We start from the raw sequence: 16,227 nt of genomic DNA on the forward strand, positions 1-16,227 counted from the left end.
CGAGGGGGAAAATATGGAGAAAGTAGAGGATAATATAATAGAATTATTAGAATATTTGGGAGAATTAATAGAAAGTTCACCAAAGGTACCTATTACAGGTAAAGCTATAGTAGATAAAAAAGAATTTTTAGAAGTAATTGATCAAATAATTAATACTTTACCGGATCAATTAAAAAAAGCAGAATGGGTAATGAATGAAAAAGATAGAATATTGCAAGATGCTCAGAAAGAATATGACAATATAAGAAGAGAAACATTAGAAATGATGAAGAGGAATGTTGAAAATCATGATATTGTTAAAGAAGCCAAAGCTAGAGCAAATGAAATAATTGCCTTAGCTCAAAGAGATGCTAAGGCAATCAGATTAGGTTCTAGAGAATATTCAACAGAAATACTATCACAAATAGATAGAGAAATAGAAGAACAAAGGGCTATTTTAATTAAAAATATGCAGGAAGCTTTTGAAATTGCAGCAAAAGAAATTGATAAAAATTTAAGTGCTACTGGTTCAAGAATTAAAGAAAATATAGCCGAGTTAAGAGAAATGTAATCTTTTATGTTTTTTATATAGTATTTGATATATTAAACTAAAAATAAGTAAAGCTAATAAAATGCCATTTAGTTTATAAATTTTCACTAGTATTTGCCCTCTTGAATAATATATTGAAGAAGTATTAATAGAGTTTAAAAAAATTGAGGCAAAGATAAAAGTAATAAAAAAGCTTAATATTCCTTGTAAAAATTTATAGAATACATATTTTTTAATATTAGGCTTGCAATGACTTGTTAGTGAAGACACTTGTCCAATTACTGATAAACCTGAAAAAGATAATATGGCACTTATCATGCTTAGCTTTAATATAATGGAAATTTCAGAATCAGCAATTAATTTAGCTCCGTTAGTAAACTCCATGGTTCCTAAAAATAAATTATAGAGAAACTGTGATGGTAAATTAAATAAATTTTCAATCCTACTAAAAGCAATACTTACTATGGTATTGCTTTTTATAATATTAATAATCACAGAAAAAATAATTACAAAGGCACCTACGTTTATAGTAGTAGCTACTGAGTTTTCAACTGCATTTTTTAAATTTGTTCCAAAGCTATTATTCGCAAAAATATTTTTGATTTTACGATTTTTTATATGGGTTGATTTTCTTCTTGTCAGTAAACCGATTAATATTACAGACAAATAGTTTGCAATTAGTAATAGGTATCCAAATTTAATATTATTTAAAATAGCAATTGAGATAGAGCCTAAGATGAAAATAGGTCCGGCATTGGAGGCTATATTTAATAATCTTTCATATTCTTTTTTATCTATGTAGTTAAGTTCATAAATTTCAGAGGCATACTTTGCGCCTAAAGGATATCCACAAATAAAGCTTGCAGCTAAGGGGAAGGAGCAATTATTTGAAAGTTTTAGTGGTCTGCATATTAGTGGACCTAGCAGTTTTGAGTAAAGTTCTATTCCATCATAATATATTAATAAATTGCATATTACAGAGAAAGGGAATATTGTTGGAACTATTGCAGTTATAACTAGTTTTACTCCATCAACTGCTGATTTTATATTTGAAGCTAAATTCATAACAAATAATATTATAAAAAAAGTAATAAAAATAGATATTATATAATTCTTCTTTACATTTAATAATTTTAGTAATAAAAAAATGAGACAAAAAATAAAAAGACAGAGAATATAAATACTAAACATAAAACAACCTCCTATATAGTATTTATATGCACATGTCTTTTTTATATTAATCTTTTATAATCGGAGAATTTAAAAAATCACTCAACGGATTTAAAGAGTTGTTTAAAATAGAGTATGCCTTTGTTGCATTAATATCTAAATTTAAAAGAGGATTGATATTTTTTTTAGAAATCTTTGTTATAATTGGTATTTGAGAATTCTTTTTCATTTCTTTAAGAATTTTTTTCCCTTTTCCATTAAAGGCAAGAACTCGGGCATAAAGATTTTTTTCGTCTAATAGTTCTTTATAATTGTAAGAATCAAAAGAAAGAAAAATTTGAGTTAACAACCTTGAAATTTTAGTATAAGTATATCTTTTGCTTTTTATTTTTAATATAAAATCCTCAAAAGAAATACTTGAATATATTTCTTTTAATATTTTATTATCTAATCCTTCTTTTATTTCTTGTAGATTATTAAAGTTTATATTATTACTTAATATCCTATATTTTATGTATTTATACATGTCTTTTTCAAATACAAAGTTATAATTACTATTTTTTAAATCTTTCAAATAATTTATAGTTGCAGCAGGAAGATAATTATTTAACTCATCCAGATTTTTATTATTTTTAAGAAATTCTCTGATGCTTGTTGCAGAAGAAAAATTAGAACTTAACTCTTTGTCATTGTAGTTAGAACCTTGTCTTTTTAAGGTTAAAGGAGTAATATTACTATTTAATCTAATCAATGCCTTAATATATTCTATTCCTAAAATATTATTAGAGCTTTTTAATATATCTTTCAAATTATCCTCTTTTAAAAATTTATTGATAGATAGTTCTCTTGCTTTTGCATAAGTTAGACCTGAATCTAAGTTATTCTTTATTTCAAGCTTAAATTCTTCACTTTCATTTGTTAAAAAATTAGCAATTAATTTCAACTTTTCTATATCTCCACATTCACTACCAAAGAAAATATTATTAACTACGCCAATAGAGTGAAGTATTGATACTGAACCCTTTGCAAAAAATTCTGCGGAAGATACGGAATAATAACATGGCAATTCGAGGACTAAATCAACTCCGTTTAAGATTGCAATTTCAGCCCTCTTATATTTATCTATAATTGCTGGACCACCCCTTTGAACGAAGTTGCCGCTCATAACACAAACGATAGCATCTGAATTTGTAGTTTTTATTGCACTTTTTAAGTGATATAAATGACCTTTATGAAAAGGATTATATTCAGTAATAATTCCAGTAATATTCATAAATTACCTCCTTTAGGGAATTATTAATATTATAGCATAAAATCTATTTAATATGAAAAAATATACAAAAGAATAGTATAAATTTTAACGTTGTCTGAAAATTAGAAATATAAAGAAATATAGAAATAGAGAACTTTAGGTTGAAAAGTATAGCAAGATAGGAGTATATTAGTATATGGAGTAAAGTTCGTATCTTTTTGAAAGGAGTTTTTATTATGGAACTTATGAATAAATTATGGGAGTCAGCAAAAGCTGACAAAAAAAGAATAGTTCTTCCAGAAGGCGATGAGGAAAGAACATTAAAAGCAGCGGAAAAAATTAACAATCTGAGTTTAGCTTATCCAGTTTTAGTTGGAAATATTGATGAGATAAAGAGAAAAGCTGAAAATTTAGGAGTGAATATAGAAGGAATTGAAATTATTGATCCTAATACTTCAGAAAAACTAGAAGAATATGTTAATAAGTTCTATGAGTTAAGAAAAAATAAGGGAATGACTCTAGAAAAAGCAAATCAAATAGTAAGAGACCCATTATATTTTGGAACAATGATGGTTAAATTAGATGATGCAGATGGAATGGTTTCAGGAGCGGTTCATACTACTGGTGATTTATTAAGACCAGGCTTACAAATAGTTAAAACAGCACCAGGAGTTTCAGTAGTTTCAAGTTTCTTCATTATGATGGTGCCTAATGCAAAATATGGAGAAGAAGGTATGTTATTATTCTCAGACTGTGCTGTAAATCCAAATCCAACAGCAGAACAATTAGCTGCTATTGCAATAGCAACAGCAGATACAGCAAAAAATCTATGCGGAATAGAACCAAGAGTAGCAATGTTGTCTTACTCAACAATGGGAAGTGCTAATGGAGAATTAGTAGAAAAAGTAAGAAAGGCAACAGAAATTGCTAAGGAATTAAGACCAGACTTACTAATTGATGGTGAATTACAATTAGATGCAGCTATTGTTGAAAGTGTAGCGGCACAAAAAGCACCAAACAGTAAAGTTGCTGGTAAAGCTAATGTTTTAATTTTCCCTGATTTACAAAGTGGAAATATAGGATATAAATTAGTTCAAAGATTTGCAAATGCAGAAGCTATTGGACCTATGTGTCAAGGTTTTGCTAAGCCGATAAATGATTTATCAAGAGGATGCAGTGTTGACGATATAGTTAATGTAGTTGCATTGACAGCTGTTCAAGCACAATCAATAAAATAATAAGCTTTGGAGGATTATAAATGAAGGTATTAGTTATTAATTGTGGAAGTTCATCACTTAAGTATCAATTAATCGATATGAATACTGAAGAAGCAATTGCTCAAGGATTAGTAGAAAGAATTGGAATTGAAGGTTCAGTATTAACTCAAAAGGTTGAAGGCAGAGAAAAATACATAATAAAACAACCTATGAAGGATCATAAAGCAGCTATTCAATTAGTATTAGGAGCTTTAATAGATAAAGAAAATGGTGTAATATCATCAATGGACGAAATATCAGCAGTTGGACATAGAGTAGTTCATGGTGGAGAAAAATTCAAATCATCTGTTGTAATAAACGAAGAAGTTAAAAACTATATAAGAGAATGCTTTAGATTAGCACCATTACACAATCCAGCAAATATGATTGGTATTGAAGCTTGTGAAGAGCTAATGCCAAATACTCCAATGGTAGCAGTATTCGATAATGCATTTCATTCAACAATGCCAGAAAAAGCATATTTATATGCATTGCCATATGAATTATATACTAAGCATGGAATAAGAAAATATGGTTTCCATGGAACTTCTCATAAATATGTTTCTCAAAAAGCAGCTGAATTAATGGGAAAAGACATTAAAGATTTAAAAATAATTACTTGTCATTTAGGAAATGGTTCAAGCATAACAGCTGTAAAGGGTGGAGTTTCTGTAGAGACATCAATGGGCTTCACACCTCTTGAAGGGTTAGCTATGGGAACAAGATCTGGTAATATAGATCCAGCTATAATACCATTTTTAATGAAAGAAGAAGGATTATCAATTGAAGAAATTGATAACTTATTAAATAAGAAGTCAGGAGTTTTAGGTATATCAGGAATCAGCTCAGACTTTAGGGATATAGAAGATGCTGCCTTTAAAGAAGGAGTTCATAGAGCACAACTTGCTTTAGATATATTTGAATATAAAGTAAAACAAACTATTGGTGCATATGCAGCTATTATGGGCGGTGTTGATGCAATTGTATTTACTGCTGGTGTAGGTGAAAATGGTCCAGAAACAAGAGAAGGAATTTTAAAGGGATTAGAATTTTTAGGTGTTGAAATAGATACAGAAAAAAATAAGGTAAGAGGAAAAGTTAGGGAAATATCAAAAGAAGGTTCAAAGGTAAAAGCTTTTGTTATTCCAACTAATGAAGAATTAGTTATAGCAAGAGATACTGTTGAATTAATAAGCAAGTAGAAGTAATTATAAAGTGCATTTTTATTAGTTTAAGCAATTTATAACAAATTGCTTGACTTTTAATCATGCGCTTTATATAATAAATTGTGTTTATTCAGCAAATTTTTATCTAAGGAGTGAAAAAAGCTCTGCTTTAAATTATGTTTTAATTTTTTATAAAGTTAAATCATAATAAACAAAATTTAGAGCTAATACATATGATTATAGAATTTTCAGATTTAGTCTCAGCTAAAAGCAGAAAAAAAGAAATTAACCTAGCATATGAATTATCATCATTTGTTTTTGATGGAGAAGAAATTAAGTTTGTTGATCCTGTAAATGTAGTTGGAGAAATTACTTCTGTTAGTGATGTTTTAACTCTTAAAGCTTCCATAAAAACAAAATTACAATTAAATTGTTCAAGATGCCTAGAGGCCTTTATCTATCCAATAGATATTGATATAGAAGAAAGGTTTACAAATAATGAGGAACTTCAAAAAGAAGACGAAATTATTTTTGTAGACAGCAATACATTAGATATTGCAGAAGTAGTTGAAAATATAATTGTTTCAACCTTACCTATTAAGAGACTTTGTACAGACAATTGTAAAGGACTTTGCCAAAAATGTGGTAAAAATCTTAACGAAGATTCTTGTCAATGTGAGTCAAATGATGTAGACTTAAGAATGGCAAAGTTACAAGAGTTGTTTGCTAATAAGGAGGTGTAGTAATGGGAAATCCTGCTAGAAAAACATATAGAGCAAAGAGAAATTCAAGAAGAGCTCAAACTTTCAAAGCGAGCTTACCTGGTATAGTTGAATGCCCACAATGTCATGAAATGAAATTAGCTCACAGAGTTTGCAAAAATTGTGGCTTCTATAATGGTAAAGAAGTAGTTGCTTCATCAGAAGAATAAAGAAAGTCATTAGACTTTCTTTTCTTTATATATAAGCAAAGGGGCGAATTTATATGAAAATAGCTATTGACGGCATGGGCGGAGATAATGCACCTCAAGCTGTGGTAGAGGGTGTTATAAGCGCTTTAAAAGAATACAAAGGAATAGAATACTATATAACAGGTCCTAAAGAAAAAATAGAAGAAGAACTAAATAAATATGAATACGATAAAAATTTAGTAAAAATTATAGACGCAAGAGAAGTAGTTTCTACTAATGAGCATCCTGTAATGGCATTAAAGAAAAAGAAAGATTCGAGCATATACAAAGCATTGAAATTAGTAAAAGATAAGGAATGTGATGCTATAATTTCTGCTGGAAGTACAGGAGCATTTTTAGCAGGCTGCACATTGGTTGTAGGAAGAATTAAAGGTATTGAGCGACCTGCTTTAGCACCTATTATGCCTGGAAAAAATGGGCATTTTATGATAATAGATGCTGGAGCTAATGTTGATTGCAAACCAAACTATCTGCTTCAATTTGCTAAGATGGGAAAGGTTTACTTTAAAGAAGTAATGAAAAAAGATAACCCATCTATTGGTCTTGTAAACATTGGAGAAGAAGAAGAAAAGGGAAATGAATTAACAAAAAACGTATATAAATTACTCAAGGAAGAAAAAAATCTTAATTTTGTGGGAAACATAGAACCTAGAGAAACTTCTAAAGGTGATGTTGACGTTTTAGTTTGTGATGGTTTTGTAGGCAATACTTTATTAAAAATGTACGAAGGTGTTGCTATGAATCTGCTAAAAATCATTAAAGAAGAAATTATGTCTTCAGGATTAAGTGGTAAACTTGGAGCTATATTATTAAAGCCTGTTTTTACTAGTATAAAAAAGAAATTTGATTATACTGAAGTAGGCGGGGCGCCTTTCCTAGGTGTTGATGGAATATGTATTAAAGCTCATGGAAGCTCTGATGGAAAAGCATTTAAAAATGCTATTAATCAAACAAAGAAATTTTACGATAACAATGTGTTAGAAAAGATTAAAATAGAGCTTCAAAATAATATGTAATAAATACAAATATTCATATTGACTAGATAAATATTATATAATATTATCTAAATGAAGTGTCTAGGAGGTGAATAATATGTTTGAGAAGGTTAGAGAAATAATAGCAGATAAATTAAGTATTAATGAAGATGATATAACTATGGAATCTTCTTTTGTTGATGATTTAAACGCTGATTCATTAGATCTTGTTGAGCTTATGATGGCTTTAGAAGACGAATTAAATACTGAAATCCCTGACGAAGATGCTGAAGGCTTTAAAACAGTTGGAGATGTAGTAGAATATTTAAGAAATCATGTTGAAGAATAGTGAAATCCCGCAAATATGCGGGATTTTTATTAAGAATATCAAAACTAGTTTATTCTTGAATTTGTTCAGATTATTAAAGCAAGTTGAAGAATAAACTTCAAGGAGTGTAACTGATGGGAAAATTTAATATTAAAGAAGTTGAGGAGGTTGTAGGGGTTACTTTTAATGAAAAGAATTTACTAAAAGCAGCCTTAACACATAGTTCTTATGCTAATCAGCATAAGGATCAAGAATATAATGAGAGATTAGAATTTTTGGGAGATGCAGTTTTACAATTATGTATTACAGAATATTTATTTTTAAATTATAAAGATAAAAGTGAAGGAGAATTAACTAAAATAAGAAGTCTTATAGTTTGTGAAAATTCTCTTTATGAAATTGGCAAAAAGCTGGATTTAGGATATTTTATAAGAATAAGCAGAGGAGAAGAACTTACTGGCGGCAGGGAAAGAGCTTCAATTACTGCAGATGCTGTTGAAGCATTGATTGCAGCAATATATTTAGATAAAGGGATAGAATATACTAAGGATTATATTATTGGACATTTTAAAGAAATAATTGAGAAGGCGATAAAAAATGATATTATATTAGATTATAAAACAAAGCTTCAAGAAGAACTTCAAAAATCGGGAGAAGTTTCAATAGTATATGAATTATTAAAATATGAAGGGCCTCCTCATAGGAGAAAATTTTATACTTCAGTTATTATTGAAAATAAAGAACTAGGAAGAGGAGAAGGATATAGCAAAAAAGAAGCAGAGCAGAATGCAGCAAAGGAAGCCTTAAGAATTTTGGAGGGAAGAAATGAGTAAAAAACATTATATTATTCCAATATTTATTTCTCATGTTGGCTGCCCTCATCAATGTGTTTTTTGCAATCAAGATAAAATTGCAAGAACTTTGCAAAAGGAAGTTACGGCAGAGGAAGTTGAAGAAACAATAAGAGAGTATTTAGATACTATTGATAAAAATAATGCAATAGTGGAAGTTTCATTTTTTGGAGGAACCTTTACTGCAATACCTGTAAATAAGCAAAAAGAACTCTTGAGGGTAGCAAAGGTTTATAAAGAAAAGGGCTTAATTGATAAGATTAGAATGTCTACTAGACCAGATGCTATTAATAGCTATATTTTAAATTACTTAAAGGAATATAAGGTTGATATAATAGAGTTAGGTGTACAATCTTTGGATAATGAAATTCTAAGGCTTTCTGGAAGGGGACATAGTGCTGAAGATGTAGAAAAATCATCAAAATTAATTAAGGAATATGGTTTTATCTTAGGGCATCAAATTATGCCAGGTTTGCCAGGAGATAATTTTGAAAGAGATATAGAAACGGCAAAAAAATCAATTGAAATGAAGCCTGATATTTGTAGAATATATCCTTCTCTTGTAATAAAGGATACGCCTATGGAAGAAATGTATTATAGAGGAATTTATAAACCATATACATTAGAGGAAGCGGTTGAAATTTCTAAAAAAATCTATCAACTTTATAAAGAGGCAAAGGTAAATATTATAAGAATTGGCCTTCAAGCAACGGATACTATAACCCTTGGTAAAGATGTAATAAGCGGCCCTTTTCATCCTTCCTTTAGAGAATTAGTAGAAGGCAGTTTAATGTGTGATAAAATAAAAAATTCTATTAAATCTGAAGAAGATATTATTATTGAGTTAAATTCTAGAGATTTAAGTAAACTTTATGCTAATAAAAAGTTTTATTTTAATAAGCTTAAAGAAAATCATAAAGGAAAAATCAGTGTTAGAACTAATGATAAGATAGCAAGAGATAATATAAATATAATTGTCCTAAAAAGATTAGAAAAGATAACAATTTAGTATTATTTTTTAGTGCAAATAAAATTGTTGTTTTATATAAGAAGATTGATTAAAAGTCTTTTAAGCCCAGTCCTTTTATTCTCAATTGTGAGCTGTGATTTGCAAAAAAGAAGATTGCTATCAATCTTCTTTTTTGCTAATTGATATTTTTTTTTCTTTAATATAAACTAAATAAGAGTAGGAGTGATGTTTATGAAGAAGAAAACAAGACAAAAAATGATTAATATTATAACTATAATTTTAATAATAATGGTTACCGCTAGTTTGCTGGTATCATTGATATAGGCGGGGAGTGTATCTATGTTTTTAAAATCCATAGAAATAAGGGGTTTTAAATCCTTTGCAGATAAAACTATATTAAATTTTAAAGAAGGGGTAACTGCTGTAGTTGGACCAAATGGAAGTGGGAAAAGTAATATTTCTGATGCTGTAAGATGGGTTCTTGGAGAACAAAGTGCTAAAACTCTAAGAGGCGGAAAGATGGAAGATATTATTTTTGCAGGGACCCAATATAGAAAGCCTGTTGGATTAGCTCAAGTTTCATTAACCTTAGATAATTCTGACAACTCTTTAGATACAGAATATTCTGAGATTACTGTTACAAGAAGAATTTTTAGATCAGGAGAAACAGAATATTTATTAAATAATCAAAAGTGCAGATTAAAAGATATTCAGAATCTATTTATGGATACCGGTATTGGTAAGGAAGGTTACTCTCTTATTGGACAAGGTAAAATTGAAGCTATATTAAGTGGAAAGGCTGAAGATAGAAGAGCTCTTTTAGAAGAAGCTGCTGGAATTGTTAAATATAAAACAAGAAAGGAAGAAGCTGAACGTAGATTAGAGAATACAGAAAATAATTTGATTAGAATAAGAGATATAATACATACATATGAAGAAAGAATAGAGCCTTTAAGGGAAGAAAGGGAGAAGGCTTTAAGGTATAAAGCTTTAGCTGATGAGTTAAAGATGAAAGAAGTATCTCTTTTGGTAGAAAATATTAAAAGGGTAGAAAAGGATTTAGAAGAAGTCAAAAGAGATATAGATAAAAGAATTACAGAAATTAATGAAAAAAGAGAAGAATTAGAAATTGAGAAAAAAGATTATATAAATTTTGAAAAAGAAATAGAAACTTTAGAAAATAAAAATCAAAGTGAAAAAGAAGAATATTATGCCAAGAAAGATAAGCTAAATGAAAATCATAGAAATATTGAAATATTTAAGGAAAGAATATCTAATCTAGAAGGAGTAATTAATAAAAGTTTATTGGAAATCAATGAGATAAATAATTATTTAGCTTCTTTAGAAACTGAAAGGAATATTTTACTTGAAAATCTTCAAGAAAAGATAAAAGAGCAATTAAAAAAAGATAATGAGATTAATATTATGGAAAATAATATTAAATCAATATCAAAACTTATTGAAGATTTTGAAAAAGAAATATCTGCTATTAAAGATGAAGAATTTGATTTTTTAAGCAAAATTTCTGAAACTAAGAATAAAATTGCCTTATTAAGTAAAGAAATTTCAAATAAAGAACAAATATCTTTAAATTCTGAAAACTCTATTCAAATAATAAAAGATAATATAAAGATTAATTTAGCTACTATTGAAGGATTAAAAAGAAAAATTACTGAATGTAAAGAAGAAAAGCGAATCCTTGAAGAAAAAATATCAATAGATAAAAAGAAGTTAAGTTCTTTGATTAAAGATAGAACAAAAATTGAAAGTAAGATTAGAGAAATATCAAAAAATATAAATATGTTTGAGGGAAAACTCGGAACCTTAAAGGATTTAGAAAAAAATTATGAAGGCTACAATCTTTCTGTAAAGAGGCTTATGGAAAGAATACAAGAAGGAAAAATAAAGGATGCTAAAGATACAAAGGTTTTAGGAGAGATCTTTCAGGTTGATAAAAAATATGAAACTGCAATTGAAATTGCTTTAGGAGGAACTATTTCTAATATCATTACAAAAGATGAAGAAGTAGCAAAAAAATTAATTAATTATTTAAAGATGAATTCTTTAGGAAGAGCAACCTTTCTGCCTTTAAATATTATTAGAGGCAATAAGCTGAATATTTCGAAGGAAATCGAAAGGACAGAAGGTTTTTTAGGATTAGCCTCTGATCTTTTAATTTATAATCCAATATATAAAGAAATTATTGAATATGCCTTAGGAAAAACTATAGTCGCATCAGATATGGATGCTGCTTTTAAAATATCAAAAATTTATAGTCATAAAGTAAAAGTTGTTACTCTAGATGGAGAGGTAATTAATCCAGGGGGAGCTTTAACTGGTGGAAGTATTTATAATAAAAATAAAGCGAGTATTTTAGGAAGAAAAAGAGAACTTCAAGAACTAGAAGAAAGTATTGAGATTAATAAAAGGGAATATGCTAATGAATTAGAAAACTTAGATAAATTAAAGTTAGAAATAAAGGAATTAGATGAAAAAATTCTAAATTATAATGATGAACTTCACATTAAAAATATTGATATTGCTAAATTTGAAAGTGAAGAATTAGTTTTAGATAAAGAAAAGCATAAGCTTAAGAGTTCATTAGAAGTTGCTGAAAATGAAATTAATATTAATAAAGATAATTTAGAAAAGTTAAGAATAGAACTTGAGAAAAATAAAGGAATATTGATTGAGCTTGAAAAGAATAGTCTTGAAAGCAAGAACAGGGCTTTAGATTTAGAAAAAACAATTAGTGAGAAAAGAAAGATTTATGAAGAAAAGAAAGAAGATCTTGTAAAAATAAAAATTAATAAGGCATCTTTAGATGAAAGTATTTATGGTACACAAAGTGAAATAAAACGTAAAGAAAAAGAAATAATAGAAAGAAAAGAAAAAATAAATAAATTAAATAGAGAGATAAAGGAACAAAAAGAAGTTATAGAAAAACTTCATAAAGAGATAGAAGAAAAATTAAAATTAATAGAAATTATTAATAATAGATTAAAGGAATTAGAGGAAGTATTTAAAAGGGATGAAATTAATAGAATAAGTTTAAAGGATAAGTCAAAAATAAAAAGTGAAATTATTAATAAGTTAGTAGAAGAAATTCAACATAAAGAAAGTGAATTAAATAAAAGGGAAATTATATCTGCAAAGTTTGAAAATGAAAGGGAAAATTGCTATAAAAAACTTAATGAAGAACAAAATCTGACATTAGCAGAAGCTAGTGAAATTGCAGTTGAAATTAATAATATAGGAGAAGTTAAGGATAGTATTAGAAGTCTTAAAAATAAAATAGCAAGTATAGGTGTAGTTAACTTAAAAGCTATATCAGAATATGAAGAAGTTTGTGAAAAATATGAATTTATGTCAAAACAAGAAGAGGATTTAAATAAATCCAAAGAAGAGTTAATTACAGTAATTAATGAAATGACAGAAAAAATGAAGGAACTATTTGTTGAAAACTTTAAAATTATAAATAAAAACTTTAATGAAACCTTTAGGGAATTATTTAAAGGAGGAAATGCTGAGCTTATATTAGGGGAAGGGGACGAGCTTTCTGCTAGTATAGACATAAATGTTCAGCCTCCAGGCAAAAAACTTCAAAATATTAACTTGATGTCAGGAGGAGAAAAGGTTCTATCAGCTATAGCACTTTTATTTTCTATTCTTAAAATGAAGCCAACGCCTTTTTGTATATTAGATGAAATTGAGGCAGCCCTTGATGATGCCAATGTTATAAGATATGCCGAATTTCTAAAGAAATTCTCAGAAAAGATTCAATTTATTGTGATAACTCATAGAAAGGGAACCATGGAAGCAAGTGATATTTTATATGGTGTTACCATGGAGGAAAAAGGAGTATCTAAAGTTGTATCGGTAGACTTAAATAGTAGAAATTAGGAGGATAAATATGTTTGGAAAATTTTTTGAAAATTTAAAAACTGGATTAACAAAGACTAAGAATGCTTTAACAGATAAGATAAATGAAACTCTTAAGCTTGCAATTACAATAGATGATGATTTATATGAAGAACTAGAAGAAATTTTAGTTATGGCAGATATAGGTATGGATACAACTATTGATATAATTGAGAGATTAAAAAATAAAATAAGAAAAGAAAAAATAAATGATCCTAATAAAGTTTATGATGCCTTAAAAGAAGTGATTAAAGAAATGCTTCTAGAGGGAACAGAAAATATAAATAATGAAGATTACGATAAAAAAGTTATGTTGATTATAGGAGTAAATGGTGCTGGTAAAACAACTTCTATTGGTAAATTGGCTGCAAAAAATAAAAAGGATGGCAAGAGGGTCCTACTTGCTGCAGCCGATACCTTTAGAGCTGCTGCTATTGATCAACTAGAAGTATGGAGCAAAAGAGCGGGAGTAGATATTGTAAAACATTCTGAAGGATCAGATCCTGCAGCCGTAGTTTTTGATGCTATTTCTGCTTCAAAGGCAAGAAATATTGATTTATTAATTTGTGATACAGCTGGAAGGCTTCATAATAAGAAAAATTTAATGGATGAACTTGCAAAGATAGGCAGAATTTTAGACAGAGAATATAAAGAAGCTAAAAAGGAAACTTTATTAGTTTTAGACGGAACTACTGGCCAAAATGCTGTAAATCAAGCAAAACAATTTATGGAAGCTTGCCTAATCGATGGGATAATATTAACAAAACTTGATGGAACAGCAAAAGGCGGAGTTGTTATTTCAATTAAAAATACTTTAAATATTCCAGTAAGATATATTGGAGTAGGAGAAGGTATTGATGATCTTCAGGAATTTAATGCAGAAGAATTTGTTGAAGCATTATTTTAAAAAGATAAATAAAAAATATTATGGTGTTAAGTAAAAATACTTGACACCTCAGGATAGTTTTGTTAAAATCTTTTCTGTGGTAAGGTGAGAACAATGGAAGATAGAGTTGAAATTTCATTACTAATAGATCTATATGGTTCATTACTAACAGAAAAGCAACTTAAAATTATGGAGCTTTATTATAATGAGGATTTTTCCTTGGCTGAAATTGCTGAATTAAATAACACAAGCCGTCAAGCTATCCATGATTTAATAAAAAGATGTTATAAACAACTACTATCCTATGAAAGTAAACTTAATTTACTTGAAAAAAGTATAAAGAAAGAAAAAATAATTAATAATCTTTTAGAAAGATTACAAGAAAAATATTTCATTAGTTCTGAAGATTATGAAATATTTCGATCAATTCTAAAAGATTTGTAAATCATAGGAGGTTAATAAATGGCTTTTGAGGGTTTATCAGAAAAACTTCAGGAAGCTTTCAAAAAGCTTAGAGGTAAAGGAAAGCTTACTGAAAAAGATATAAAAGAAGTCATGAGAGAAGTAAAGCTTGCGTTGCTTGAAGCTGATGTAAACTTTAAAGTTGTTAAAAAGTTAATTTCAAATATCAGTGAAAAGTGTGTTGGTAGTGAAGTTCTTGAAAGCTTGACACCAGCTCAACAAGTTATTAAAATTGTTAACGACGAACTTACAGCTCTTATGGGAAGCAGCGAAAGCGGAATTAATTTTAACTCAGTAGGTCCAACAGTAATTATGATGGTTGGGCTTCAAGGGGCAGGTAAAACTACAATGAGTGGTAAACTTGCGCTAAAACTAAGAAAACAAAATAAGAAACCTTTATTGGTAGCTTGTGACGTTTATAGACCAGCAGCTATTAAGCAATTAGAAGTTGTTGGTAAACAAATTGATATTCCAGTTTTCCAAATGGGTGATAAGGTAAACCCTGTAGATATAGCCAAAGCAGGTATAGCTCATGGAAGACAAAATGGCAACAATGTAATAATAATTGATACAGCTGGTAGACTTCATATAGATGATAATCTAATGGAAGAGCTTAAAAATATTAAAGCTGAAGTAAAACCTAATGAAATATTACTTGTAGTTGATTCAATGACAGGTCAAGATGCAGTAAATGTTGCAGAAAGTTTCAATGAAGCATTAGATATTTCAGGAGTTATACTTACAAAACTTGATGGAGATACAAGAGGTGGAGCAGCTTTATCAATTAGACATATTATAGAAAAGCCAATAAAATTTATAGGTGTTGGCGAAAAGATGAGCGATATTGAAGTCTTCTATCCAGATAGAATGGCTTCAAGAATTCTAGGAATGGGAGATGTTCTTTCATTAATAGAAAAAGCTCAAGAAGCTATTGATGAAAAAGAAGCAAGAGAACTAAGTGTCAAAATGCTAGAAAATGATTTTACTTATGATGATTATTTAGTGGCAATGGATCAAATGAAAAAACTTGGTTCTTTGAGTAAAATAATTGACATGATACCGGGGATTCCTAAGGAAATAAAAAATATAGATTTTGATGCTAGTGAAAAACAATTAGCAAAGATAAGAGCTATTATTTATTCTATGACACCTAAAGAGAGAAGAAATCCAAAGCTCATAGCTGGATCTTCTTCAAGGAAAAAGAGAATAGCAAAGGGATCTGGTACAACATTACAGGATGTTAACAAACTTATTAAAGGTTTTGACATGATGAGAAAACAAATGAAGCAAATGAAATCTCTTCAGAAAAAATCTAAAAAAGGTTTTTTTGGTAAAATGCCTTTTTTAAGTTAATATATTAGTAAGTTTAATGATTGTGTAAAGTAAATATGAAAAAATAGCGTAGCTACATGTATAATTACACAATATTGTTCAGTTTTTCTTTAAAATTTAAAAAAATTGATTTAGAAAGCTTGTTTTAAACAAAAAATGG

Annotated in this window: 15 protein-coding genes; 13 read left to right on the forward strand and 2 right to left on the reverse strand. The window is 28.3% G+C overall.

The features are described from left to right. The first annotated feature begins 13 nt into the window (after window positions 1–13). Window positions 14–550: an ATPase gene (locus KQI16_RS01145; RefSeq protein ID WP_216431596.1), complete on the forward strand. Its 537-nt coding sequence runs from the start codon at window positions 14–16 to the stop codon at window positions 548–550. On the opposite strand, the gene ylbJ is transcribed toward KQI16_RS01145, so the two are convergent. Together ylbJ and KQI16_RS01155 are read right to left on the reverse strand one after the other, a co-directional pair. After that, entirely contained in the window at window positions 536–1,720 is a 1,185-nt protein-coding gene (ylbJ, locus tag KQI16_RS01150; protein WP_216431597.1) for a sporulation integral membrane protein YlbJ, read from the reverse strand. The genes KQI16_RS01145 and ylbJ overlap by 15 nt on opposite strands. 46 nt (window positions 1,721–1,766) lie before the next feature. Beyond that, window positions 1,767–2,972 carry a nucleotidyltransferase gene (locus KQI16_RS01155; RefSeq protein ID WP_216431598.1) on the reverse strand — a complete coding sequence of 402 codons (1,206 nt, stop codon included), beginning with the start codon at window positions 2,970–2,972 and terminating at the stop codon, window positions 1,767–1,769. 215 nt (window positions 2,973–3,187) lie between these two features. Between KQI16_RS01155 and pta the strand changes: the two genes are divergently transcribed. From pta to ffh, 12 genes are all read left to right on the forward strand, one after another. Next, window positions 3,188–4,189: a phosphate acetyltransferase gene (gene pta / locus KQI16_RS01160; protein ID WP_216431599.1), complete on the forward strand. Its 1,002-nt coding sequence runs from the start codon at window positions 3,188–3,190 to the stop codon at window positions 4,187–4,189. Between the two features lie 20 nt (window positions 4,190–4,209). Continuing rightward, a complete protein-coding gene (locus tag KQI16_RS01165) occupies window positions 4,210–5,409 on the forward strand; it encodes an acetate/propionate family kinase (RefSeq protein ID WP_216431600.1) in 1,200 nt (399 codons plus the stop codon). 197 nt (window positions 5,410–5,606) lie between these two features. Continuing rightward, the gene (locus KQI16_RS01170) at window positions 5,607–6,116 is read left to right on the forward strand and encodes a YceD family protein (RefSeq protein WP_216431601.1); all 510 of its coding nucleotides are present in this window, start codon (window positions 5,607–5,609) and stop codon (window positions 6,114–6,116) included. Between the two features lie 2 nt (window positions 6,117–6,118). Then, on the forward strand, window positions 6,119–6,304 hold the full coding sequence (rpmF, locus tag KQI16_RS01175) for a 50S ribosomal protein L32 (protein WP_119865090.1): 186 nt from the start codon (window positions 6,119–6,121) through the stop codon (window positions 6,302–6,304). A 53-nt stretch (window positions 6,305–6,357) separates the two neighbouring features. Continuing rightward, window positions 6,358–7,359 (forward strand): phosphate acyltransferase PlsX, encoded by a 1,002-nt coding sequence (gene plsX / locus KQI16_RS01180; protein ID WP_216431602.1) that lies wholly within the window; start codon window positions 6,358–6,360, stop codon window positions 7,357–7,359. A 76-nt stretch (window positions 7,360–7,435) separates the two neighbouring features. Continuing rightward, on the forward strand, window positions 7,436–7,666 hold the full coding sequence (gene acpP / locus KQI16_RS01185; RefSeq protein WP_216431603.1) for an acyl carrier protein: 231 nt from the start codon (window positions 7,436–7,438) through the stop codon (window positions 7,664–7,666). A 113-nt stretch (window positions 7,667–7,779) separates the two neighbouring features. Next, window positions 7,780–8,478 carry a ribonuclease III gene (gene rnc / locus KQI16_RS01190; RefSeq protein WP_216431604.1) on the forward strand — a complete coding sequence of 233 codons (699 nt, stop codon included), beginning with the start codon at window positions 7,780–7,782 and terminating at the stop codon, window positions 8,476–8,478. Next, window positions 8,471–9,505 carry an elongator complex protein 3 gene (locus KQI16_RS01195; RefSeq protein ID WP_216431605.1) on the forward strand — a complete coding sequence of 345 codons (1,035 nt, stop codon included), beginning with the start codon at window positions 8,471–8,473 and terminating at the stop codon, window positions 9,503–9,505. The genes rnc and KQI16_RS01195 overlap by 8 nt, the downstream gene beginning before the upstream one ends. 300 nt (window positions 9,506–9,805) lie before the next feature. Then, window positions 9,806–13,369, forward strand: coding sequence for a chromosome segregation protein SMC (smc, locus tag KQI16_RS01200; protein WP_216431606.1), 3,564 nt, complete (start codon window positions 9,806–9,808; stop codon window positions 13,367–13,369). Window positions 13,370–13,379: 10 nt separating this feature from the next. Further along, window positions 13,380–14,294, forward strand: a complete 915-nt coding sequence (gene ftsY, locus KQI16_RS01205) for a signal recognition particle-docking protein FtsY (RefSeq protein WP_216431607.1) — start codon at window positions 13,380–13,382, stop codon at window positions 14,292–14,294. Window positions 14,295–14,387: 93 nt separating this feature from the next. Beyond that, a complete protein-coding gene (locus tag KQI16_RS01210; protein ID WP_216431608.1) occupies window positions 14,388–14,717 on the forward strand; it encodes a putative DNA-binding protein in 330 nt (109 codons plus the stop codon). A gap of 18 nt (window positions 14,718–14,735) precedes the next feature. Beyond that, window positions 14,736–16,088, forward strand: coding sequence for a signal recognition particle protein (gene ffh, locus KQI16_RS01215; protein ID WP_216431609.1), 1,353 nt, complete (start codon window positions 14,736–14,738; stop codon window positions 16,086–16,088). Window positions 16,089–16,227 lie beyond the last annotated feature (139 nt).

Origin of the sequence: Caproiciproducens sp. MSJ-32 (assembly GCF_018918055.1) — a bacterium.
Classification (GTDB): Bacteria; Bacillota; Clostridia; order Clostridiales; family Clostridiaceae; genus Clostridium.

Excerpts from the sequence above, each read along its gene's own strand:
- KQI16_RS01145 (WP_216431596.1), top strand. The coding sequence starts at position 14 with ATGGAGAAAGTAGAGGATAATATAATAGAATTATTAGAATATTTGGGA.
- ylbJ (WP_216431597.1), bottom strand. The coding sequence starts at position 1,720 with ATGTTTAGTATTTATATTCTCTGTCTTTTTATTTTTTGTCTCATTTTT.
- KQI16_RS01155 (WP_216431598.1), bottom strand. The coding sequence starts at position 2,972 with ATGAATATTACTGGAATTATTACTGAATATAATCCTTTTCATAAAGGT.
- pta (WP_216431599.1), top strand. The coding sequence starts at position 3,188 with ATGGAACTTATGAATAAATTATGGGAGTCAGCAAAAGCTGACAAAAAA.
- KQI16_RS01165 (WP_216431600.1), top strand. The coding sequence starts at position 4,210 with ATGAAGGTATTAGTTATTAATTGTGGAAGTTCATCACTTAAGTATCAA.
- KQI16_RS01170 (WP_216431601.1), top strand. The coding sequence starts at position 5,607 with ATGATTATAGAATTTTCAGATTTAGTCTCAGCTAAAAGCAGAAAAAAA.
- rpmF (WP_119865090.1), top strand. The coding sequence starts at position 6,119 with ATGGGAAATCCTGCTAGAAAAACATATAGAGCAAAGAGAAATTCAAGA.
- plsX (WP_216431602.1), top strand. The coding sequence starts at position 6,358 with ATGAAAATAGCTATTGACGGCATGGGCGGAGATAATGCACCTCAAGCT.
- acpP (WP_216431603.1), top strand. The coding sequence starts at position 7,436 with ATGTTTGAGAAGGTTAGAGAAATAATAGCAGATAAATTAAGTATTAAT.
- rnc (WP_216431604.1), top strand. The coding sequence starts at position 7,780 with ATGGGAAAATTTAATATTAAAGAAGTTGAGGAGGTTGTAGGGGTTACT.
- KQI16_RS01195 (WP_216431605.1), top strand. The coding sequence starts at position 8,471 with ATGAGTAAAAAACATTATATTATTCCAATATTTATTTCTCATGTTGGC.
- smc (WP_216431606.1), top strand. The coding sequence starts at position 9,806 with ATGTTTTTAAAATCCATAGAAATAAGGGGTTTTAAATCCTTTGCAGAT.
- ftsY (WP_216431607.1), top strand. The coding sequence starts at position 13,380 with ATGTTTGGAAAATTTTTTGAAAATTTAAAAACTGGATTAACAAAGACT.
- KQI16_RS01210 (WP_216431608.1), top strand. The coding sequence starts at position 14,388 with ATGGAAGATAGAGTTGAAATTTCATTACTAATAGATCTATATGGTTCA.
- ffh (WP_216431609.1), top strand. The coding sequence starts at position 14,736 with ATGGCTTTTGAGGGTTTATCAGAAAAACTTCAGGAAGCTTTCAAAAAG.